The organism is Pseudomonas sp. ADAK21, from assembly GCF_012935735.1.
Taxonomy (GTDB): Bacteria; Pseudomonadota; Gammaproteobacteria; order Pseudomonadales; family Pseudomonadaceae; genus Aquipseudomonas; species Aquipseudomonas proteolytica.
In genome coordinates, this window is sequence record NZ_CP052857.1 from 4,993,544 (window position 1) to 5,015,138 (window position 21,595).

At 61.2% G+C, this 21,595-nt stretch carries 19 protein-coding genes and 1 riboswitch; of the genes, 13 read left to right on the forward strand and 6 right to left on the reverse strand.

The genetic code is table 11. The annotated features are described in order from the left end of the window. Positions 1-12: 12 nt before the first annotated feature. On the forward strand, positions 13-198 hold the full coding sequence (locus tag HKK57_RS27430; protein WP_143007536.1) for a hypothetical protein: 186 nt from the start codon (positions 13-15) through the stop codon (positions 196-198). A gap of 70 nt (positions 199-268) precedes the next feature. Here HKK57_RS27430 and HKK57_RS22605 read toward each other — a convergent pair whose 3' ends face one another. Both HKK57_RS22605 and HKK57_RS22610 read right to left on the reverse strand, forming a co-directional pair. Continuing rightward, a complete protein-coding gene (locus HKK57_RS22605) occupies positions 269-970 on the reverse strand; it encodes a hypothetical protein (protein ID WP_169390805.1) in 702 nt (233 codons plus the stop codon). Positions 971-1,520: 550 nt separating this feature from the next. Then, positions 1,521-1,985: a hypothetical protein gene (locus HKK57_RS22610; protein WP_169390806.1), complete on the reverse strand. Its 465-nt coding sequence runs from the start codon at positions 1,983-1,985 to the stop codon at positions 1,521-1,523. Between the two features lie 221 nt (positions 1,986-2,206). Then, a riboswitch (cobalamin riboswitch) is annotated at positions 2,207-2,408 on the forward strand. Between the two features lie 93 nt (positions 2,409-2,501). Between HKK57_RS22610 and cobW the strand changes: the two genes are divergently transcribed. The 4 genes from cobW to HKK57_RS22630 all read left to right on the forward strand — a co-directional run bounded on the left by cobW (position 2,502) and on the right by HKK57_RS22630 (position 9,162). Continuing rightward, positions 2,502-3,563: a cobalamin biosynthesis protein CobW gene (gene cobW / locus HKK57_RS22615; RefSeq protein ID WP_029291434.1), complete on the forward strand. Its 1,062-nt coding sequence runs from the start codon at positions 2,502-2,504 to the stop codon at positions 3,561-3,563. Positions 3,564-3,566: 3 nt separating this feature from the next. Then, on the forward strand, positions 3,567-7,328 hold the full coding sequence (gene cobN / locus HKK57_RS22620) for a cobaltochelatase subunit CobN (protein ID WP_169390807.1): 3,762 nt from the start codon (positions 3,567-3,569) through the stop codon (positions 7,326-7,328). Between the two features lie 179 nt (positions 7,329-7,507). Next, a complete protein-coding gene (locus HKK57_RS22625; RefSeq protein ID WP_169390808.1) occupies positions 7,508-8,506 on the forward strand; it encodes an ATP-binding protein in 999 nt (332 codons plus the stop codon). A gap of 53 nt (positions 8,507-8,559) precedes the next feature. After that, the gene (locus HKK57_RS22630) at positions 8,560-9,162 is read left to right on the forward strand and encodes a vWA domain-containing protein (protein WP_032866420.1); all 603 of its coding nucleotides are present in this window, start codon (positions 8,560-8,562) and stop codon (positions 9,160-9,162) included. 281 nt (positions 9,163-9,443) lie between these two features. Here HKK57_RS22630 and HKK57_RS22635 read toward each other — a convergent pair whose 3' ends face one another. After that, complete coding sequence (locus HKK57_RS22635) at positions 9,444-10,391, reverse strand: DUF1853 family protein (RefSeq protein ID WP_169390809.1); 948 nt, start codon at positions 10,389-10,391, stop codon at positions 9,444-9,446. Between the two features lie 155 nt (positions 10,392-10,546). Here HKK57_RS22635 and HKK57_RS22640 point away from each other — a divergent pair, with 155 nt between their 5' ends. From HKK57_RS22640 to HKK57_RS22675, 8 genes are all read left to right on the forward strand, one after another. Further along, on the forward strand, positions 10,547-11,437 hold the full coding sequence (locus tag HKK57_RS22640; protein WP_010210870.1) for an NAD(+) kinase: 891 nt from the start codon (positions 10,547-10,549) through the stop codon (positions 11,435-11,437). Beyond that, positions 11,434-12,408 carry a metallophosphoesterase gene (locus HKK57_RS22645; RefSeq protein WP_166647898.1) on the forward strand — a complete coding sequence of 325 codons (975 nt, stop codon included), beginning with the start codon at positions 11,434-11,436 and terminating at the stop codon, positions 12,406-12,408. The genes HKK57_RS22640 and HKK57_RS22645 overlap by 4 nt, the downstream gene beginning before the upstream one ends. After that, positions 12,405-13,274 carry a rhomboid family intramembrane serine protease gene (locus tag HKK57_RS22650; protein ID WP_169390810.1) on the forward strand — a complete coding sequence of 290 codons (870 nt, stop codon included), beginning with the start codon at positions 12,405-12,407 and terminating at the stop codon, positions 13,272-13,274. The genes HKK57_RS22645 and HKK57_RS22650 overlap by 4 nt, the downstream gene beginning before the upstream one ends. Positions 13,275-13,304: 30 nt before the next feature. Next, entirely contained in the window at positions 13,305-13,565 is a 261-nt protein-coding gene (locus tag HKK57_RS22655) for a YeaC family protein (protein ID WP_029291449.1), read from the forward strand. Further along, complete coding sequence (locus tag HKK57_RS22660) at positions 13,562-14,392, forward strand: DUF2797 domain-containing protein (RefSeq protein WP_029291451.1); 831 nt, start codon at positions 13,562-13,564, stop codon at positions 14,390-14,392. The genes HKK57_RS22655 and HKK57_RS22660 overlap by 4 nt, the downstream gene beginning before the upstream one ends. Before the next feature lie 13 nt (positions 14,393-14,405). Further along, the gene (gene pepN / locus HKK57_RS22665; RefSeq protein WP_169390811.1) at positions 14,406-17,063 is read left to right on the forward strand and encodes an aminopeptidase N; all 2,658 of its coding nucleotides are present in this window, start codon (positions 14,406-14,408) and stop codon (positions 17,061-17,063) included. 186 nt (positions 17,064-17,249) lie between these two features. Continuing rightward, a complete protein-coding gene (gene zapE / locus HKK57_RS22670) occupies positions 17,250-18,356 on the forward strand; it encodes a cell division protein ZapE (RefSeq protein WP_070995260.1) in 1,107 nt (368 codons plus the stop codon). Positions 18,357-18,507: 151 nt separating this feature from the next. Beyond that, positions 18,508-18,999 (forward strand): GNAT family N-acetyltransferase, encoded by a 492-nt coding sequence (locus HKK57_RS22675; RefSeq protein ID WP_029291458.1) that lies wholly within the window; start codon positions 18,508-18,510, stop codon positions 18,997-18,999. A gap of 98 nt (positions 19,000-19,097) precedes the next feature. Here the strand turns inward: HKK57_RS22675 and HKK57_RS22680 are convergent, their stop codons facing one another. The 3 genes from HKK57_RS22680 to HKK57_RS22690 all read right to left on the reverse strand — a co-directional run bounded on the left by HKK57_RS22680 (position 19,098) and on the right by HKK57_RS22690 (position 21,519). Beyond that, entirely contained in the window at positions 19,098-19,319 is a 222-nt protein-coding gene (locus HKK57_RS22680) for a hypothetical protein (protein ID WP_029291460.1), read from the reverse strand. 149 nt (positions 19,320-19,468) lie between these two features. After that, positions 19,469-21,214 (reverse strand): phosphoethanolamine transferase CptA, encoded by a 1,746-nt coding sequence (locus HKK57_RS22685; RefSeq protein ID WP_169390812.1) that lies wholly within the window; start codon positions 21,212-21,214, stop codon positions 19,469-19,471. A 155-nt stretch (positions 21,215-21,369) separates the two neighbouring features. Continuing rightward, positions 21,370-21,519, reverse strand: a complete 150-nt coding sequence (locus HKK57_RS22690; RefSeq protein ID WP_222936214.1) for a DUF6026 family protein — start codon at positions 21,517-21,519, stop codon at positions 21,370-21,372. Positions 21,520-21,595 lie beyond the last annotated feature (76 nt).

A 21,595-nucleotide genomic window follows, 5' to 3' on the forward strand; every position in this document is an offset into this window, starting at 1 on the left:
CTGAGAAAACTCATGCCGATCTATATCAAAAAACATGAACAGGTATTGATCTGTTGCCGTAATACAAAAATATCTTCTGAGCCTATATGTAACTGCAGCGGGTCTTCGCGCAATGGTTGGTTGGGCTCGGGCAATGACGTGATCATCGGCAACCACGCGGACAACATAATCAAGGGTGGCGCAGGCGCGGACACCTGACGAATTGAAATCCAAAGCAGTGAGCAAAGCCGCTGTTCGCGCCCCTGCTCGCTGCACGGCAAGGTCAATATCAGTCCGTCTTGCTTCTAAAAGGATGATTATGGGTGCGTGAGCTCTTAGCGATTGTATGGTCTAGATTGGTGACATCATACCTTTCGTCTTGTTTGCCAGGCAGCCCTAAGAAACCGACACCGATATCCAACGTCTTGAGAAGGCTAGGGCGCTTCAGTAGTTCGCGGGCAGTTTGTCGTGCCCCCTCGGAAAACGTTCGATCACTGGGTAATAATCCGGCTGCTTCTTTCAACTCTTTAAAGTTCACGTAGCCATTGCCGGTTGAATCGAACTCCTGGTGATATCTTTTGGCCTCCATCAACAGTCCCCGATCGCTGAGGCGAGAAGGTTCTCCAGCCATGGCTGCGACGGCGTCCCAGGTTATCTGTCCATCTTCGACACCGCCATTGGGAGATAGGTCGAGGTAGTCAAGCAGTTCCGGGCGTTTCAATAGTTCTTTCGCAAGATCCTTCTGCTCCGGTGTAGCGTCTGTGCCGTTTGCTTGAGTCCCTTGTGATAATTGCTTTAGGGTATGAGTTGAGAACCTGTCTTCCTTATACAGATCAATAGCCTTGGAATGAGTCAATAGTTGGCCGACGAGTTCTTTGTTAGTCATAGTCTCGTAAGGTTTAGCCTGGGCTGATAATTCTGCTGCAGATGTTTGTGGGGATTCATTTGATTGCAGCAGGGGCTGGGTCGTACTGGGCGCTGTAATTGCCATTTCTTGATCTCGTTAGTTATAAATTTTGCCGGTGTCGCCTGATAAGTGAATAGCCTGTTTCAGTCTGGCGACGCCGGTGTACTCAAGTTTGTTACGGTATTGGATGCTTTCCGCAGATAAGCTCCTGTAGCAGTGCCGACAGGGCTTTAACTGGGCGAGTCGATAGATGAGTGGCGCCGACGATAAATCCGTTCCTCGCTGCTACGCGCAGAGTCGTACAGAATATTAATCCCGGCCGGTGTGTAAATTATTGATCTCGGTTTGTCGACATTGACCCTCTCTTCGGCACTGCGTAGCCTCGCACCTTCAAGGTTCTTCGGCCCCGGTCGAAGCTAAGAAGGGAACGCGGCCGATGCCGTGGCTGCCCCCGCAACTACGGCTTACCGGTTTCCCGTTTCACCCAATCAAGGGCACCCGAAACAAGGCGCTGGAGAGCATGTGTGAGGGATGTGCCTCAAACACCTTGAACGCTGGCTGAGGTTTTGATCGCAGTACCGTCAGACGTACCGGTGGTTGGTGAGTATAGGTGCTTGTTTCAACAGATTTATCCTTAGGATCGCCACTTGAATTTGACCCTGTCAGGCAACCGTCCGATCATGTGATCAAGGTTGTCATGATCAAACCTTTGATCTTTCAAGCCCCGTCCATCCCAAGTAAACCCAACGCCAATATCCAACTCGTTAAGTAGACGACTGCGTTTGAGCAGCTCATCCGCAACTGCTGATGCTTGGGCAGAAAATGTTCTAGTGCTTGGACGGTGGCCGGCAGCTTCTTTTAGCTCATTAAAGTTGACGTATTTGTCATCGGCCCCCGCTGCGTACTCCCTAAAGTGCTTCTTTACCTCTTGCAGCAGACGCTTGTCGTTATAGGACGAGGGAGAACGTGTTGGGCGTGATTCCTCTGGCGTTGCACGGGTTGTGCGACTGTTACCGCTGGCTTCAGCCGCCCCTTGGTTGTTGCCCGGTGCGATCGGCGGAGAGTAGAGATTGTGGGGCTGCGATATTGAAAGTGTCATGACAGATCCTCGAATTCACTGCTGTATAGGGCGTTCACCGCAGATGGACTCCTGTGAGCAATGCCAACAGGGCTGCAAATGCATGAATCGGTAAATGTGTGGCGCCCCCATCAAACTTGTTCCCCGCCGAGGCCTGCAGAGTGATACAGGTTTTTTCTCAGAGTGCCGTGGGGTAAAAATTGATCTGGGTTTGCCGACGTTGACCCGTCCTCTCGCACTGCGTAGCCTTGCACCTTCGAGGTTCTTCGGCCCAGGCCGAAGCTAAGAAGGGAACGCGGTCGATGCCGCGGCTGCCCCCGCAACTGTAAAGGGTTTATCTGACTGCCACGCCACTGCCTTTATCCGGCGGGAAGGCGCAGCCAGCGCCAGCCACCAGGCCGGCAAGCCCCAAGCCAGGAGACCTGCCTCGCAACCGATTTTCCATTTCAACCGGGCGGGGTGATCCGGTGACGAATCCAGCGCCTGCGCGTCGCCGCAGGGCCAGTCGTCCCGTATGCCCGCCCCAAAGGGCATCCAATGAAAACACTGGCCAAACTCCCCGTTACTATCGTCACCGGCTTTCTCGGCTCGGGCAAAACCACCTTGCTGCGTCATATGCTGGATAACGCCCAGGGCCGCCGTATCGCCGTGATCGTCAACGAGTTCGGTGAGCTGGGTATCGACGGCGAGATCCTCAAGCAGTGTTCCATCGGTTGCACCGAAGAAGAGGCCAACGGCCGTGTGTATGAGCTGGCTAACGGCTGCCTGTGCTGCACCGTCCAGGAAGAGTTCTTCCCGGTGATGCGTGAACTGGTCGCGCGTCGTGGCGATCTGGACCATATCCTCATCGAAACATCCGGCCTGGCCCTGCCAAAGCCGCTGGTGCAGGCTTTTCAGTGGCCGGAAATTCGCAGCGCCTGCACGGTTGACGCGGTGATTACCGTGGTCGACAGCCCCGCTGTGGCGGCTGGCACCTTCGCCGCCTTCCCGGATCAGGTCGACGCCCAGCGCAAACTGGATCCCAACCTGGACCACGAATCGCCGCTGCACGAACTGTTTGCCGATCAACTGGCCAGCGCCGACCTGGTGATCCTCAACAAAACCGACCTGATCAGCGCCGAAGACCTGGCCCGCGTGCGCCTGGAAGTCGCCGAAGAGCTGCCTCCAGCGGTGAAAATCGTCGAAGCCAGCAGTGGTCGCCTGCCCCTGGACGTGTTGATCGGCTTGGGTGCCGGCTCCGAGGAGCATATCGACGGGCGCCACAGCCATCACGATCATCACCACGAAGGTGAAGACGATCACGATCACGATGCTTTTGATTCCATCTCCATCGACCTGCCACAGGCTGACGAAGCACTGCTGCTCGATGCCTTGACCCAATTGGTGGTGCAGCACGGCATCCTGCGTGTCAAAGGCTTCGCAGCGATTCCAAACAAGCCGATGCGGTTGCTGATCCAGGGCGTGGGCACGCGTTTCGACAAGCACTTCGACCGTGCCTGGAGCGCTGACGAAGCGCGCATCACGCGCCTGGTGCTGATCGGCCAGGATCTGGATGCCGCTGGCCTCGAAGCGCAACTGCGCGCCGCCCTCAGCGTTTAACCCATGCACTTGCTCAGGACCCAGCCCGGCGGTTTCGTCTCCGACGACAATATCGCCGACCTTGGACAGACTCCCGCCGAGTTGGTGATCCTGTGCAGCGGTGATTCCAGCCTGGCGCTGCTGGCCGAAGCGGCCCAGCAACTGCCCGACGACTATCCGAGCCTGCGCCTGGCCAACCCGATGCAGGTGCAGAACCACGCGTCGGTGGACCTGTACGTGGACGAGGTGCTGCGCCACGCCAAAGTCATCCTGATATCCCTGCATGGTGGCATTGGCTATTGGCGCTACGGTATTCAGCGCCTGGTGGAGTTGGCCGAGCAGGGCGTGCAACTGATCCTGGTGCCGGGGGATGATCGTCCCGATCCCGAACTCAGCGGCCTGAGCACTGTGGATGCGCCGGCGCGTGACCGCCTGTGGCACTTTTTGCGCCAGGGTGGGCTGGGGAATGCGCTGGATTTCTATCGCTGCCTGGCCAGCAGCTACCTGGGGCGCAATTACACCTGGGACGAGCCGCAAACCCTGCCGCGCACCGCGATTTATCATCCACACAAAGCCAATGCCTGCCTCAATGACTGGCAAGCAGACTGGAACGCTGCATGGCCGGTGGCGGCGGTGCTGTTCTACCGCTCGCACTTGCAGGCGGCCAATACCGCTTTTATCGATGTGTTCTGCCAGCGCTTGCAGGCTGCGGGCCTCAACCCGTTGCCAATGGCGGTGGCCAGCCTGAAAGAGCCGGGCTGCCTGGCGGTGGTCGAGGATCTGCTTGATGAGGTGCAGGCGGCGGTGATTCTCAACACCACCGGCTTTGCCCAATCCAGCCCCGAAGCGCCCCATCTGCGCCCGTTTCGCCGCAATATCCCGGTGATACAAGCCATCTGCGCCCAAGACAACCAACCCGGTTGGGAAGCCAGCGAGCAAGGCCTTGGCCCACGCGACCTGGCCATGCACATCGCCTTGCCGGAGCTGGACGGGCGCATCATCAGCCGCCCGATCAGCTTCAAGGATCTGGCCTGGCGCAGCGAGCGCAGTCAGTCGGACGTAGTGTGCTATCGCGCGGCGCCCGAGCGCATGGACTTTGTGGCCGAACTGGCGCGGCGCTGGGTCGAACTGGCGCGGGTGCCGAATGCAGATAAACGCATCGCCCTGATTCTGGCCAATTACCCGACCCGCGACGGGCGCATCGGCAACGGCGTTGGCCTGGATACCCCGGCCGCCGCCTTGAACATCCTGCGGGCCCTGCAAACCGAAGGTTATCCGCTGCCATCCACCTTGCCGGACAGCGGCACGGCCTTGATCCATGAGCTGCTCGGCGGCGTGACCAACGACCTCGACAGTCTCGACCTGCGGCCCTGCCACCAAAGCCTGGGCCTGGACGATTACCAGGCGATGTTCAATCGCTTGCCCGAGGCCAACCGCCAGGCTGTGCTGGAGCGTTGGGGTACGCCCCATAACGATCCGATGTGTCGCGACGGGCGCATGATGATCGCCGGCCTGCGCCTGGGCCTGACCTTTGTCGGCATCCAGCCGGCGCGGGGTTACCAGGTGGATGCCAGTGCGGTGTACCACGACCCGGACCTGGTGCCGCCCCATGCTTACTTGGCGTTCTATTTCTGGCTGCGCCACACCTACGGCGCCCATGGCGTGATCCACGTCGGCAAGCATGGCAACCTGGAATGGCTGCCGGGCAAAGGCGTCGGGCTGTCCGAGCACTGCTGGCCGGATGCGCTGCTGGGGCCGTTGCCCAATATCTACCCGTTTATCGTCAACGACCCGGGCGAGGGGGCCCAGGCCAAGCGGCGCACCCAGGCCGTGATCATCGACCATTTGATGCCGCCGCTGACCCGCGCCGAGACCTATGGCCCGCTGCGCAACCTGGAGCTGTTGGCAGACGAGTATTACGAAGCGCAATTGCTCGACCCAAGACGCGCCCTGGAGCTGCAAAAGGACATCCTCAAGCTGGTGCGCGAAACCCGTATCGACCAAGAGCTTGAGCTGGATAACGATGCCGACGCTGCGGTCTGGTTGCCGCGCCTGGATACCTACCTGTGCGATTTGAAGGAGTCGCAGATCCGCGACGGCCTGCATATCTTCGGTGAGTCGCCCGAAGGTCGGCTGCGTATCGACACCTTGCTGGCCCTGCTGCGCATCCCGCGTGGCGACGGGCGCGGCCCGCAATCGAGCCTGCTGCGCGTGTTGGCCAAGGCCTTCGAACTGGGCTTTGACCCACTGGACTGTGCCTTGGCAGAGCCCTGGACCGGGCGCCGCCCCGAGGTGTTGCAGAAAATCGACGGCCAGTTGTGGCGCACCGCCGGTGACACCCGCGAGCGCCTGGAGTTGTACGCGGCGCGGCTGATCGAACAGGCGCTGGAAGGGCCGCTCGAACAGCTTGAGGAGCCGGGCTGGGAAGACGTGAAATCGGTGATCGAAAGCCTGCGCATCGTCGTCGCGCCGCGCCTGGATGCCTGCGGCCCGGCGGAAATGCGCGGCTTGCTGGGTGCCCTGGGCGGTCGTTTCGTACCGGCCGGCCCCAGCGGTGCGCCGAGCCGGGGGCGCCTTGATGTACTGCCGACCGGGCGGAATTTTTTCACCGTCGATGTGCGCAATCTGCCGACCACCACCGCCTGGCGGATCGGTTTCCAGTCCGCGAACCTGATGCTCGAGCGGCACCTGCAGGACCACGGCGACCATTTGCGCCAACTCGGGCTTTCCGTGTGGGGCACCGCAACCATGCGTACGGGTGGTGACGATATCGCCCAGGCCATGGCGCTGATGGGCGTGCGTCCGGTGTGGGCCACGGGCAGCCAGCGTGTCGATGACTTTGAAATCCTGCCTATCAGCTTGCTCGACCGCCCGCGAGTGGACGTGACCCTGCGGGTGTCCGGTTTCTTCCGGGATGCGTTTGCCAACCTGATCCGGCTGTTCGATGCCGCGGTGCAGGCGGTTGCGGCGCTGGATGAGCCGGACGATATGAACCCGCTGGCAGCCAAAGTGCGCAGCGAGCGTGAGGCGCTGCTCAAGTCTGGGCTGGATGAGGAGGCCGCGGCCAGGCAGGCCGGCTGGCGCATTTTCGGCGCCAAGCCCGGCGCGTATGGTGCGGGTGTGCAGGGCGCAATTGACGGCCGCCTATGGCAAAGCCGCGAAGACCTGGCTGAGGTCTACCTCAATTGGGGTGGCTACGCCTATGGCGGTGCCGATGAAGGCACTGGCGCTCGTGAACAGTTCGCCCAGCGCCTGAGCCAGGTTCAGGCAGTGCTGCAGAACCAGGATAACCGCGAGCACGACCTGCTCGACTCCAATGACTACTATCAATTCCAGGGTGGCATGCTCGCCGCCGTAGAAACCCTCAGTGGGGCCAAGGCCGCGAGTTACCATGGCGACCATAGCCAGCCGGACCTGCCGAAAATCCGCACGCTGAAGGAAGAGCTGAACCGGGTGATCCGTTCCCGCGCGGCCAATCCCAAGTGGATCGAGGGGGTCAAGCGCCACGGCTATAAAGGTGCGTTCGAGATGGCGGCAACGGTGGACAACCTGTTCGCCTTCGACGCGACCACCGCGCTGATCGACGATCATCAGTATGCATTGCTGGCCGATGCCTACCTGCTCGACCCCGATACCCGGGCGTTTGTGCAACAGCACAACCCCGATGCCCTGCGTGACATGACCGAACGCATGCTCGAAGCCCAGCAGCGCGGCATGTGGCAGGAGCCGGGGGCGTACCGCGAGGCATTGGAAAACCTGTTGCTGGACATAGAAGAAGACACCTGATGCTGATCGTGCTTGCCGTGAAGCTCAGTGCCAAAAGAGCGCACGCCTCAATGTAGGAGCGAGCTTGCTCGCGAAAAACCCAAGGGCAACGCGCTCATCAAGGCTCGCGTCAACGTTGACTATTTTCGCGAGCAAGCTCGCTCCTACAGGGGCGCTACAGAATTCATCGAGATATCAGTATGACTGACACCCCACATTTTCCATTGTCGGCTGTAGTCGGCGCCGACGACCTGAAGCTTGCGCTGTGCCTGGCTGCCATCGACCCGAAGATTGGCGGCGTGCTGATCGAAGGCCCGCGCGGCATGGCCAAGTCCACCCTGGCCCGCGGCTTGGCCGATCTGTTGGCCAGCGGGCAGTTTGTCACCTTGCCCTTGGGCGCCACTGAAGAGCGCCTGGTGGGTACCCTGGACCTCGACGCTGCGTTGGCCGAAGGCCGTGCGCAGTTCTCTCCGGGCGTGCTGGCCAAGGCTGACGGCGGCGTGTTGTATGTGGATGAAGTCAACCTGCTGCCCGATCACCTGGTGGACCTGCTGCTCGACGTCGCTGCCAGCGGCACCAACCTGATCGAGCGCGACGGCATTTCCCACCGGCACTCGGCGCGTTTTGTGCTGATCGGTACGATGAACCCGGAAGAGGGCGAGTTGCGCCCGCAACTGCTGGATCGTTTTGGTTTCAATGTGGCGCTGAGCGGGCAGACGCTGCCGGCCGAGCGTGGGCAGATCATCCGCCGCCGCCTGGATTTCGACAGCGACCCTGCGGCCTTCTGCGCGCAGTGGGCCGATCAGCAAGGCGCGCTGCGCGAACGCTGTACCCAGGCTCGTGCGCGCCTGGCCAGCATCGCCCTGGATGACCAGGCCCTGGCGCAGATTAGCGAGCGCTGTTTTGCCGCCGGTGTCGATGGCCTGCGTGCCGACCTGGTGTGGTTGCGCGGGGCGCGGGCCCATGCCGCGTGGCGTGGTGCCGTGGCTATCGCTGAAGAAGATATAGAGGCTGTGGCGGAATTTGCCCTGCGTCACCGTCGCCAGGAACACTCTTCGCCTGCGAGCATGCCCGAGCAGGGCCAGGCGCCCCAGCCTTCAGATAACGCGCCCGGCCAAGGTCAGTGGGGCGATATGCCCGCGCCTGCGTTGCCCATGGGCGCTCGCCGAGAGGTGCCGGCCTGGCCAAAAAAGCCCTAGGCATCCGCCCCCGACCTGACACGGGGGTGGATGCCCGCCCCAAGGCCGGGCGATTGAGTAGCGGGCGGCAGGGTAAGGCGCGCAGCGCGCAGCAGGGCCTGGTCAACTGGCCGGGCACCTTGCTGGGGGGGCGGCCGCAATCCCGTGAAGACCTGCGCTACCACCTGCGCAGCCGCTCGGCCCATGAGTTGTGGCTGGTGATTGTCGATGCCTCGGCGTCCACGCGGCGCCATCAGGCGTTGAGCGATGCCAAGGGCTTACTGGCGCAGGTGTTTGACGATGCCTATCGGCAACGGGCGCGGTTGGCATTGCTGACGGCCAGCGGGCAGGTGCCGAGCTGGCAGGTCCAAGGCTTGAAGGCCGCGAAAGGATTGGGCCGTTGGTTGGACGGGCTGGGCGCGGGCGGCGGGACGCCGTTGCTGGCGGCGTTGACCGAGGCCGGGCATTGGCTGGTAGCACGGCGCAAGCGGTATCCGGCTGAACAGCAGCGATTACTGGTGATTACCGATGGCCGGTTGAAAGATATCGGCCAGTTGCCCGGGTTGGAGTGCCCCGGGCTGTTGGTGGATATTGAACGCGGCCCGATCAGGTTGGGTCGGGCCCGTGAGCTGGCCGCCGGGTTGCAGGTGGATTATCGGCATATTGATGGTTTGTAGCGCTGCGGCTAGCGATTTCGCGGCGGTGCGGCGTTCCGATAAGCTGACGACCTCCCCTGTGGCGAGCGGGCTTGTCGGAACGCCGCATCGCCCGCGCTGGGCTGCGAAGCAGCCCCAGTAAGCAGAGTGCGGTGTATCTGATACTCCGTAGCGGCTGGTTTTGGGGCTGCTTCGCAGCCCAGCGCGGGGCAAGCCCGCTCGCCACAGGGGAGGTCGTCAGTGTCTGAAAATTGTGTAGATACCGATGCTGCCATGAGGCCCTCAAATCCACCATCGGAATATCAGCCCGCCCCCGGCACATTCGGCCAGAGATCCGCCACCAGAAACAGCCGCTCCGCTTCCTCCCAATCCCCGCCATTCTGAATCATCCGCACCAACAACTGCGCTGGCGCCATCGGGTCAAGGTCGGCGAGCCAGCATTGCATCTGTTCTGCCGTCCACACGTCCTCTGCCGGGTAATGCGCCGGCGCCAGCCAGGCGTGGCGGGGCAGGGGCTGCCAGCGGCCCGCTGGGCTGTTGCGGATAAAGTCCGACCAGTCACGCTGATGCAACCAGCGCCCGCGCAAGTGCTGGGGATGGGCGCCAAGGGGAGGCCCAGCCTCGCCGGGCCAGGGGTACAGCAAGTAGCCTCCCAGCCACAGATGGGCATCGAACTGTTGTATATCCAGCGCCGCCAGCACCTCCCGGCTTTCGGCTCTGGCCGAGATGGGCAGTTGATGGTCGGCGAGGTGGGCCAGCTTGCGATCCAGTCGATCATGGCAGCCAGGGCCCAGCCACTGCGCCGTGTCCTGGCCGCTGCCGTTTTGAGGCCCGAGGTAGAGTTTGATCGCCAGTTCCAGGTGATGCACGCCGTCACGGTCGCGCAGCAGCATATCCAACTCACCCAAGGTATGCCCGGCCTGGCGGATCGGCAGGTTGGCCGCCAGCAACTCCACGCCGGGGGCGTGCTGCACGGCAAACTGCCACAGACGCTCGTAATACAGGCCCAGGCGCCGGGTGCGGGCCAGGCTCAGCCAATGCTGCAGGGCGCTGCTGTCCTGGTCCAGCTGCCTGAGCCAGTGCTCCAGAGCCGCAGGCCGCTGCACCCACTCGCTGCCGGCCAGGGGGTGGCGTTGCGGCCAGGGGGTCTGTTCCAGCATCGGCGGGGCGAGGATCACCCACGCCAGGTCCCGCACCTCGGGATGGCGTAATTGACGGGGCAAGTCCTGCAAGTCTGGGAACGGATTCATGGTCCGAGCATAGCTGTTTCCTACTGCCGGGGTGATCGTGTCGGGTGTTGAGAACCGTTGTCGTCTGGGCCCTGCGGCGACAAAGGATTTTGTCTAATGCGGCCTTTCGCCCATAATCGTTGTTTTTCGCCACACCCAAACCCTGCAGGAGCCCCATGGAGCAATTTCGCAATATCGGCATTATCGGTCGCCTGGGCAGTACCCAGGTTCTGGACACCGTCCGCCGGCTGAAAAAGTTTCTGCTTGAGCGCCACCTGCATGTGATCCTCGAAGACACCATCGCCGAGATTCTGCCGGGCCACGGCCTGCAGACCTCGTCGCGCAAAATGCTGGGTGAAGTCTGCGACATGGTGATCGTGGTCGGCGGCGACGGCAGCCTGCTGGGCGCCGCTCGCGCCCTGGCGCGGCACAACGTGCCGGTGCTGGGGATCAACCGCGGCAGCCTGGGGTTCCTTACCGATATCCGCCCCGATGACCTGGAAGTCGAAGTGGCCAAGGTGCTGGACGGCCATTACCTGGTAGAAAACCGCTTCCTGCTGCAAGCCGAAGTGCGTCGCCACGGCGAAGCCATCGGCCAGGGCGATGCCCTCAATGACGTGGTGCTGCACCCTGGCAAATCGACGCGGATGATCGAGTTCGAGTTGTACATCGACGGCCAGTTCGTCTGCAGTCAGAAAGCCGACGGCCTGATCGTCGCCACGCCCACCGGTTCCACGGCCTACGCGCTGTCGGCGGGCGGGCCGATCATGCATCCCAAGCTCGATGCCATTGTGATCGTGCCGATGTACCCCCATATGTTGTCGAGCCGGCCGATTGTGGTAGATGGCAACAGTGAGCTGAAAATCGTGGTTTCCAAAGACATGCAGATCTACCCGCAAGTCTCCTGTGACGGGCAGAACCACTTCACCTGCGCCCCCGGTGACACCATCACCGTGAGCAAAAAGGCGCAGAAACTGCGGTTGATCCACCCGCTGGATCACAACTACTACGAAGTGTGCCGCACCAAGCTGGGCTGGGGCAGCCGCTTGGGGGGTGGAGGCGACTGATGCTCGATCCCGCGCGTAGCTACGACCTGATTGGTGACGTGCACGGTTGCGCTCATACCCTTGAGCACCTGCTCGACCAGATGGGTTACCACAAGCAGGGCGGCACCTGGCGCCATCCTTCACGCATGGCGGTGTTCCTCGGCGATATCATCGACCGTGGGCCACGGATCCGCGAGGCATTGCATATCGTCCATGACATGACCGAAGCCGGCCAGGCGCTGTGCATCATGGGCAACCATGAGTTCAACGCCCTGGGCTGGAGCACCCTGGCGCCTCCCGGCAGTGGCAAGCAGTACGTGCGCGAACATTCGCCACGCCACGCGCGGCTGATCCACGAGACCCTGACCCAGTTTGAACAGCATCCTGGCGACTGGCATGACTTCCTGGCCTGGTTCTACGACATGCCGTTGTTTGTCGACGCCGGGCGCTTTCGCGTGGTGCACGCTTGCTGGGATTCGGGATTGATCGAGCCGCTGCGCAGGCAATTCCCCGACGGCTGCATTGACGAGCACTTCCTGCAAGCGGCGGCGGTGCCTGGCAGTTTTGCCTGCAACGCGTTCGACCGCCTGCTGCGCGGCACTGATATGCGCCTGCCGGACGGCCTGACGCTGACCGGTGGCGACGGCCTGACCCGTTCGTTCTTCCGCACCAAGTTCTGGGAGGACGACCCGAAGACCTACGGCGATATTGTTTTCCAGCCTGACGCCTTGCCTGACCCGGTGGCGCGTACACCGTTGTCCTCGACTGAGAAAAACTCCCTGCTGCGTTATGGCGTCGATGAGCCGCTGTTGTTCGTGGGGCATTACTGGCGCAGCGGCAAACCGGCGCCGATCCGCTCGAACCTGGCCTGCCTGGACTACAGCGCGGTGCTCTACGGCAAGCTGGTGGCCTATCGACTGGATCAAGAAACCCGCCTCGACCCGAACAAATTTGTCTGGGTCGATGTCGAGCGCCCTGAGGTGATTTCATGAGTACCGTTGCGGTATTGCGCTTGCCCCTGAGCGTGGACCTGGGTGGCTTCGTCAAACTGCTGCAGCGCATGCAAGTGCCCCATCGCGTCAGCGAAGAGGCCGGCGAGCAGGTGCTCTGGGTGCCGGACGCGATCAGCGAGGACGTACGCAGCCTGTATCAACGCTTTCCTGCTGGCGACCCGGACCAGCAATTGGACCTTCCCCCGGAGCAGGTGGGCAAGCGTCCCGGTTTCCTCCTGCAATTGCGCCACAGCCCACTGACCGCCACGGTGCTGCTGCTGAGCCTGATCGTCGGCGCTGTCACGATGCTGGGTGACAATCTGCAAGCAATGAGCTGGTTGACGTTCCTCAATTTTCACGTGGCCGGCGAATACCTGTACTTCACCCCCCTGGCCGACAGCCTGGCGGCGGGGCAGTGGTGGCGGTTGGTAACGCCGATGCTGATCCACTTCGGCATCCTCCACCTGGCGATGAATGGCATGTGGTACTGGGAGCTGGGGCGGCGGATCGAGTCGCGCCAGGGCAGTATCAACCTGCTGGGCCTGACGTTGCTGTTCAGCCTGGCCTCCAACTACGCGCAATACACCTTTGGCGGCCCCGGCCTGTTTGGCGGTTTGTCCGGCGTGCTGTACGGCCTGTTGGGCCATTGCTGGATCTATCAGTTGCTCGCGCCCAACCCCGCGTATCGCCTGCCCCGTGGTGTGCTGGTGATGATGCTGGTGTGGCTGGTGCTGTGCCTGTCGGGCCTGGTGTCGATGATCGGTTTCGGCGAAATCGCCAATGCGGCCCATGTCAGCGGCCTAGTGGTGGGTTGCATCACCGGTTTGCTCGGCGGGTTGTACAGCCGCCATAAACGTAACGCTTGAATCTCTGCCCATTCTTTAAGGAAGAGTCTTATGTCCTCTTTTGCTGAAATGATCGAAAACATCACTCCGGATATCTACCAGAGCCTCAAGCTCGCGGTAGAAATCGGCAAATGGTCCGACGGCCGCAAGCTCACCGCCGAACAGCGTGAACTGTCCCTGCAGGCGATGATTGCCTGGGAGCTGCAAAACCTGCCGGAAGACCAGCGCACCGGCTATATGGGCCCGCAGGAATGCCAGTCCAAATCGACCCCGGTGGAAAACATCCTGTTCAAGTCGGATGCCATCCATTGATTGAGATTGGCCGTGGTGCAGTCAGCAAGATGTCGGCGCAACTGGGTTCGCCGACCGTTCAATACGCTTTTCGCCTGGGTGACACCGAGGTGCCGGTCAACCCGTTGATTGGCACTCATATACGCCTGGAATACCTCGGTGCGATCCACTGCACCCATTGCGGACGCAAGACCAAGACCAGTTTCAGCCAGGGCTATTGCTACCCATGCATGACCAAGCTGGCCCAGTGCGACCTGTGCATCATGAGCCCTGAGCGCTGCCATTTCGATGCTGGCACTTGCCGCGATCCGGCCTGGGGCGAAAAATTCTGCATGACCGACCATGTGGTGTATCTGGCGAATTCGTCGGGGATCAAGGTCGGCATCACCCGCGCCACCCAGTTGCCCACACGCTGGCTGGACCAGGGGGCAAGCCAGGCGCTGCCGATCATGCGCGTGGCTACACGCCAGCAATCAGGTTTTGTCGAGGATGTACTGCGCAGCCAGGTCGCCGACAAGACCAACTGGCGCGCCTTGCTCAAGGGCGACGCGACCACGGTGGACCTCAAGCAGGTGCGCGACGAGCTGTTCGTCTCCTGCGCTGACGGCCTGCTGCAATTGCAGGAACGCTTTGGCCTGCAGGCCATCCAACCGGTGACTGATATCGAGCCCCTCGAAATCCGCTACCCGGTGGAGCAATATCCGACCAAGATCGTCAGCTTCAACCTGGACAAGAACCCGATTGCCGAAGGCACGCTGCTGGGGGTCAAGGGCCAATACCTGATCTTCGATACCGGCGTTATCAATATTCGTAAATACACGGCTTACCAGCTCGCCGTGCATCAGTAGAAGGATTTCACGCATGCGCACCGAACAACCGAAGATGATCTACCTGAAGGACTATCAGGCGCCCGAGTACCTGATCGACGAGACCCACCTGACCTTCGAGTTGTTCGAGGACCATAGCCTGGTCCACGCGCAGCTGGTGATGCGCCGCAATCCCGAGCGCGGTGCCGGCCTGCCGCCGCTGGTGTTGGACGGTCAGCAGCTGGAGCTGTTGAGCGTGAACCTGGGCGACCGGGAACTGAGCGCCGGCGACTACCAGTTGAGCGACAGCCACCTGACATTGCAGCCGCTCAGCGACAGCTTCACTGTCGACACCAGCGTGCGGATCCACCCTGAAACCAACACCGCCCTGGAAGGCCTGTACAAGTCCAGCGGCATGTTCTGCACCCAATGCGAGGCCGAGGGTTTTCGCAAGATCACCTACTACCTGGATCGCCCGGACGTGATGAGCACGTTCACCACCACCGTGATCGCCGAGCAGCACAGCTATCCGGTGCTGCTGTCCAACGGCAATCCGATTGCCAGCGGCCCCGGCGAAGACGGCCGGCACTGGGCAACCTGGGAAGACCCGTTCAAGAAACCGGCCTACCTGTTTGCCCTGGTGGCCGGTGACCTGTGGTGTGTCGAAGACACCTTCACCACCATGAGCCAGCGCACCGTCGCGCTGCGCATCTATGTCGAGCCAGAAAACATCGACAAGTGCCAGCACGCGATGAACAGCCTGAAGAAGTCCATGCGCTGGGATGAAGAGGTCTACGGTCGCGAATACGACCTGGATATCTTCATGATCGTGGCCGTGAACGACTTCAATATGGGCGCCATGGAAAACAAGGGCCTGAATATCTTCAACTCCAGTGCGGTGCTGGCCCGCGCCGAGACCGCGACCGACGCCGCGCATCAGCGGGTCGAAGCAATCGTCGCCCACGAGTATTTCCACAACTGGTCGGGCAACCGCGTGACTTGCCGCGACTGGTTCCAGCTGTCGCTCAAGGAAGGCTTCACGGTATTCCGCGACTCGGGCTTCTCTGCCGACATGAATTCGGCCACCGTCAAGCGGATCCAGGATGTGGCCTACCTGCGCACTCACCAATTCGCTGAAGATGCAGGGCCAATGGCCCACGCCGTGCGCCCGGACAGCTTTATCGAGATTTCCAACTTCTACACCCTGACCGTGTACGAAAAGGGTTCGGAAGTGGTCGGCATGATCCACACCTTGCTCGGCGCCGAAGGGTTCCGCAAAGGCAGCGACCTGTACTTTGAGCGCCACGACGGCCAGGCCGTGACCTGCGACGACTTTATCAAGGCCATGGAAGACGCCAACGGCACCGACCTGACCCAGTTCAAGCGCTGGTACAGCCAGGCTGGTACGCCACGCTTGGCGGTGAGCGAGTCCTACGACGCCGCAGCCAAAACCTACAGCCTGACCGTGCGCCAGAGCTGCCCGCAAACCCCGGACAACGTGGAAAAGCTGCCATTCGTGATTCCCGTGGCCCTGGGCCTGCTGGACGCCGATGGGGCTGATTTGCCGCTGCGCCTGGCCGGTGAAGCCGCCGCGCAGGGCACCTCGCGAGTGTTGTCGGTGACTGAGGCCGAGCAGACGTTCACCTTTGTCGATATCGCCGCACAGCCATTGCCGTCGCTGCTGCGTGGTTTCTCCGCGCCGGTGAAGTTGAGCTTCCCCTACAGCCGTGACCAGTTGATGTTCCTGATGCAACACGACAGCGACGGTTTCAATCGCTGGGAGGCGGGCCAGCAACTGGCAGTGCAGGTATTGCAGGACCTGATCGGCCAACACCAACAGGGCCAGGCCCTGGTGCTGGATCAGCGGCTGGTCAATGCACTGCGCAGCGTACTGAGCGACGACAGCCTGGACCAGGCCATGGTCGCGGAAATGTTGTCGTTGCCCGGTGAAGCCTACCTCACCGAAATCAGCGAAGTGGCAGACGTCGACGCGATCCACGCCGCCCGCGAATTTGCGCGCAAGCAGTTGGCCGACCAACTGTTCGAAGGCCTGTGGCTGCGCTACCAGGCCAACCGCGATCTTTCGCGCAACACGCCGTACGTGGCGTCGGCCGAGCACTTTGCCCGCCGCGCCCTGCAGAACATCGCGCTGTCGTACCTGATGCTCAGCGGCAAGCCCGAAGTGCTGGCCGCGACCCTGGAACAGTTTGACGCATGCGACAACATGACCGAACGCCTGACTGCATTGGCGGTACTGGTCAACTCGCCGTTCGAGGCCGAGAAGGCCAAGGCCCTGCAAGTGTTTGCCGAGAACTTCAAGGACAACCCACTGGTCATGGACCAATGGTTCAGTGTCCAGGCCGCCAGCGTATTGCCGGACGGGCTTGCGCGGGTCAAGGCCTTGATGCAGCACCCGGCGTTCAATATCAAGAACCCGAACAAGGTACGCGCGCTGGTTGGCGCCTTTGCTGGGCAAAACCTGATCAACTTCCACGCGGCCGATGGTTCGGGCTATCGCTTCCTGGCGGACCTGGTCATCGAGCTGAATGCCTTCAACCCGCAGATCGCCTCGCGTCAGTTGGCGCCGCTGACCCGCTGGCGTAAATACGACAGCGCCCGCCAAGCGCTGATGAAGGCTGAACTGGAGCGCATCCGCGGTTCGGGCGAGCTGTCCAGCGATGTGTTCGAGGTGGTCAGCAAAAGTCTTGCGTAGGGCTGTCTGTAGTAAAGATGCTTGTCTGTGGCGAGGGGGCTTGTCCCCCGCTGGGCTGCAAAGCAGCCCCAAAACCTGCTGCTTCGGTGTGTCAGATAGAGCTCAGGAGCCTACTGGGGCTGCTTCGCAGCCCAACGGGGGACAAGCCCCCTCGCCACAGATGAGCCATTCTGGCTATGGATCGGTATGATTTTTGATTCACCCTTGGCCGCGTACCAGCAGGCCCTGCATGAGGGTTTTGTCGCCGACGATGCCCAGCGCCATGCCGTGCAAATCTTGCAGGATTGCCATGAGGCCTTGCATCAGGGCACCCATGGTCCCGTGACCGGGGTTTATCTCTGGGGCCCGGTGGGCCGTGGCAAAACCTGGCTGATGGATCAGTTCTACCAGAGCCTGCGGGTGCCTGCGCGGCGCCAGCATTTTCATCACTTCATGGGCTGGGTCCACCAGCGCTCGTTCCAGTTGACCGGCACGCCCGACCCTTTGCAGGCCCTGGCCCGTGAATTGGCCGGGGAGGTGCGGGTGCTGTGTTTTGACGAACTGTTCGTCAATGACATCGGCGATGCGATCATCCTCGGGCGTTTGTTCCAGGTGATGTTCGACGAAGGGGTGGTGATGGTCTGCACCTCCAATCAACCGCCAGAGCAGCTCTACGCTGACGGTTTCAACCGGGACCGCTTCATGCCGGCCATCGAGGCTATCAAGGCCCATATGCAGGTGGTGGCGGTAGCGGGCAGTGAAGATCACCGCCTGCATCCCGGCACCGCTGAGCAGCGTTACTGGGTCGATGAGCCACAGGCACTGGCACAGGTATTTGAGCGGTTGAGCGCGGGACAAGCCTGCAGCGATGCGCCGGTGGTGGTGGGCTCGCGCAGCATTGCCACGGTGAAATCCTGTGCAACGGTGCTGTGGTGCCGTTATGCCGACTTGTGCGAGCAACCGTTGGCGGCCATGGATTTCATGCAACTGTGCGATCGTTACAGCGCCATATTGCTCGGCGAGGTCCCCTGCTTGAGTGCTCAGCAGCGTCCCGGACGGATTGCCCGCGGCACCGAGGACGGCGCCCAGCGTGTGGAGGCGGGGGATCGTGAGTTGCCGCAATTGTCTGTGCATGACGACGGCGTGCGACGCTTTATTGCCCTGGTCGATGAGTGCTACGACCGCAAGGTGCCGTTATACATCGAAGCCAAAGTGCCCCTGGTGTCGCTTTACACAGAGGGTTACCTGGAATTTGCGTTCCGACGAACGTTCAGTCGCTTACAAGAAATGCAGCTACAGCGCTTCGGCCGATAATGGCCTTGAGCCACTTTTATTCGACAGGAGTCGTGACAGCGCTTTCCTGCACAAACCTGTAGTTAATCTCCTTCATCTATGGCCGACAGCCCGCTTACAATCGAGGTTTTGCGGGGAGGTGATCCCTGCCTAACTGTTATCGAGGAAGGAAATGGAAGCCGCAGAAATACTGGTGTTGCAAGCCAGCTACAGCAATCCTGTACAGGCCGAGGCCATTGGCCTGCTGCTCAATCACTACGCGCAAGACCCGATGGGCGGAGGCAAAGCCCTGTCCGCCGATCTGCTGGAGCAACTGCCGGCTGAATTGGCCAAGCGTGCCCACGCATTCAGCGTGCTGGCCTTTGTGGGTGGCGAGCCGGCCGGGCTGGTGAACTGCTTTGAGGGGTTTTCGACCTTCGCCTGTCGCCCGCTGGTCAACGTGCATGACGTGGTCGTCATGGAGCAGTTCCGTGGCCTGGGCCTGAGCCAGAAAATGTTGCAAAAGGTCGAGGAAATTGCCCGTCAGCGCGGCTGCTGCAAGATCACCCTCGAAGTGCTGGAAGGCAATCCGGTGGCTCAGGCGTCGTACCGCAAGTTTGGGTTTGATGACTCGGTGTTTGACCCCGCCCATGGCCGCATGCTGTTCTGGAGCAAGGTGCTTTAAGGCCGCGTCGGTGGTAAGGGGCTTATCCCGTCGGGTTGCGAATGCCCCTCACCACAGACAGCCTTGATGAACGTCTCCATCAGAGCGGAAGTGGCGCGTCAGCTCTTGGGTTGTTCACTATCCCGCGCCTGCTCGGCAGAGCCGCCTTCAGCGCCCTTGGCATCGGTCGCGGCAGTCTGCTCAGCATCGCTGTGGATTTGTTTCTGGGTGAAGCTGAAGTTGTCGAAGTGCTCCTTCACGCGTTCCGCGCCACCTTCGGCGAAGGCTCCGGCCGAGGTCAAGCCCAGTACGCCGGCGAGCATCAAGGTTGAAAGTTTCATTGCATGTATTCCCATTAAGAGTGATCGGTATCTGCACCGTCCCTGATCAGATTTATGGGAATAGTCTGTAGGAAGCTTATTAAATGAGAATTAACGTCAAGAACGTCCAAAGTTAATCACCCGGTTAACTTTGGACGGGGCGGGGGCGTTTACTTCAGCACCACATTCCTGGGGTCGGCGCTGACCTTGGGCTTGATCAGGCTGAAGTCGATCAAGGCCTTCTGCGAACGCTGGTAGGGATCGCCAATCAGCAATGGCCGCGGGGTGAAGCTATCGCTGACCAAGCTGCGGCTGCGGTCCAGTTCGTCGAAGCTCAAGCCGGCAAGGTCGGCCCAGGTATGAATCAACTGCGAGCTGCTGTACGGCCGTTGTAAATCGCCTCGCATATTCCAGTCGTGGCTGGCGCGCCATTTCGGCGAGGCCCAGGTCATGAAAGGAATGGTGTACATCGGCGCCGTCGGCTTGCCCTCGTTGCGGCCCAGGGTGTCGTGGCCCGCCGAGTCGAACACATCCTCGCCGTGGTCGGAGAGGTACAGCAGGAAACCGTTGGGATCGGTCTTGGCGTAGTCCTTGATCAGGCTCGACACCACGAAGTCGTTGTAGCGCACCGCGTTGTCGTAGCTGTTGTAGGTCGGCAACTGGTCGTCGCGCACGCCATCCGGGACGCCCTGGCGGTCGGTAAAGGTGTCGAAGCTCGGCGGGTAGCGGTACTGATAGCTCATGTGGGTACCCAGCAGGTGCACCACGATCAGCTTGCGCTCGGCCTTGTCGGCGAGGGCCTTGGAGAACGGTTCCAGCACGTCGCCATCGTACTGGCGGGCGTTCTGGTTGCGGTTGTTATTGAGGTATACCTGCTCGTCGGCCTGTTCCGAGAACGTGGTGAGCATGGTGTTGCGCTTGGTCATGGTCTGCTGGTTGGTAATCCAGAAGGTCTTGTAGCCGGCCTGTTTCATCATGCTGACGATTGATGGGGTCTTGAGGTACAGGTCCGGGTGGTCTTCGTCGGCAAAGGTCAACACCTGTTGCAGCGCCTCGATGGTGTAGGGGCGCGGGGTGATGACGTTGTCGAACACGTCCAGTTGGTCACGCAGCTTGTCCAGTTCCGGGGTGGTCTTGCGTGGGTAGCCGTAGAGGCTCATGCGCTGGCGGTTGGTGGACTCGCCGATCACCAGCACCAGGGTCGATGGCTGGCCGGCCATGCTGTCTTTGAAGTTGCTCAGGGGCGGGATCTTGCTGACGTTGTCGAGCATGCCCTGCATGTTGTTCAACTGCTGGGTATAGCGACGATAGGCGACGATCATCTGCCACGGCACCGCAGGTTCGACACGGGTTTCGAAACCATCGATGGCTCGTTCCAGGGTGTCGTTGGTGGCGATCTGCTTGATCAACGGATAACCGACAATCGCCAGCACAATGGCGGTGGCCGCGACCATCGCCCGTGCCTTGGGCAGATAGACCGGGCGCAAGCGGGTCCAGAGGAAGATGGCCAAGGCCGTGTGGGCAATAAAGGCCAGCACGATCCACCAGGCAAAATATTGGGTTGCGTACTCGCCCGCTTCAGAGATGTTCGACTCGAACATGATGAAGATGACGCTCTGGGAAAATTCCTGCTGGTAAATAAAGAAATAGCCCAGGCTGGCCATGGAGCAGGCCCACAACACCACGCCGATCAGCGCGGCCAGCAGCCTGGCGCGACGCGGGAACAGCAGCATCGGCGCCAACCACAGTGCACTCATGAAGAACGCCTGGCGGAAACCACTGAAGCCGGAAGTACCGGTCAATTGGATCAGCAGCTGGGTAATGCCCGAGAAATACCAGAAAAACAGGAACATCCAGCCAAGGCCGGCCCAATCAAACCCTGTCGCAGACTTTGTGCTGCGTTTGAACATCGCCATGCAGCGCTCCAACCCGATAATTGCCACCGCCCATGGGTGAGGCGGCGTTCTGGTGGAGGATTATCGGGAAGGGCGGGTGAAAACTTCGTGAGTTTGATCCGAGATGGCGACCCCTGTAGGAACCGGCTTGCCGGCAAGTCGGCTCCTACAAAAGGTCAGCAAGTGATGGCTTGATTCGTGAGCTGGGCCTGCAATTGCGCACGCAGGCGGATCACTTCCTGCTGCAACTGTTCACGTTCGTCTTTCAACTGGCGCAACTCGTCGCGGCGGACGGTGACGTAAAGGGTTTGTGGCGGGCGTGTGATCTGTGCAGTGCGCATTGCTTACCTCGCAAATAGCCGGTGTATCGCGGTGCCAGGGGGCTTGAGTCGAGGCCCTCGG

Coding starts and splice junctions, on each gene's coding strand:
- HKK57_RS27430 (WP_143007536.1), top strand. CDS start 13: ATGCCGATCTATATCAAAAAACATGAACAGGTATTGATCTGTTGCCGT.
- HKK57_RS22605 (WP_169390805.1), bottom strand. CDS start 970: ATGGCAATTACAGCGCCCAGTACGACCCAGCCCCTGCTGCAATCAAAT.
- HKK57_RS22610 (WP_169390806.1), bottom strand. CDS start 1,985: ATGACACTTTCAATATCGCAGCCCCACAATCTCTACTCTCCGCCGATC.
- cobW (WP_029291434.1), top strand. CDS start 2,502: ATGAAAACACTGGCCAAACTCCCCGTTACTATCGTCACCGGCTTTCTC.
- cobN (WP_169390807.1), top strand. CDS start 3,567: ATGCACTTGCTCAGGACCCAGCCCGGCGGTTTCGTCTCCGACGACAAT.
- HKK57_RS22625 (WP_169390808.1), top strand. CDS start 7,508: ATGACTGACACCCCACATTTTCCATTGTCGGCTGTAGTCGGCGCCGAC.
- HKK57_RS22635 (WP_169390809.1), bottom strand. CDS start 10,391: ATGAATCCGTTCCCAGACTTGCAGGACTTGCCCCGTCAATTACGCCAT.
- HKK57_RS22640 (WP_010210870.1), top strand. CDS start 10,547: ATGGAGCAATTTCGCAATATCGGCATTATCGGTCGCCTGGGCAGTACC.
- HKK57_RS22650 (WP_169390810.1), top strand. CDS start 12,405: ATGAGTACCGTTGCGGTATTGCGCTTGCCCCTGAGCGTGGACCTGGGT.
- HKK57_RS22655 (WP_029291449.1), top strand. CDS start 13,305: ATGTCCTCTTTTGCTGAAATGATCGAAAACATCACTCCGGATATCTAC.
- pepN (WP_169390811.1), top strand. CDS start 14,406: ATGCGCACCGAACAACCGAAGATGATCTACCTGAAGGACTATCAGGCG.
- zapE (WP_070995260.1), top strand. CDS start 17,250: ATGATTTTTGATTCACCCTTGGCCGCGTACCAGCAGGCCCTGCATGAG.
- HKK57_RS22675 (WP_029291458.1), top strand. CDS start 18,508: ATGGAAGCCGCAGAAATACTGGTGTTGCAAGCCAGCTACAGCAATCCT.
- HKK57_RS22680 (WP_029291460.1), bottom strand. CDS start 19,319: ATGAAACTTTCAACCTTGATGCTCGCCGGCGTACTGGGCTTGACCTCG.
- HKK57_RS22685 (WP_169390812.1), bottom strand. CDS start 21,214: ATGGCGATGTTCAAACGCAGCACAAAGTCTGCGACAGGGTTTGATTGG.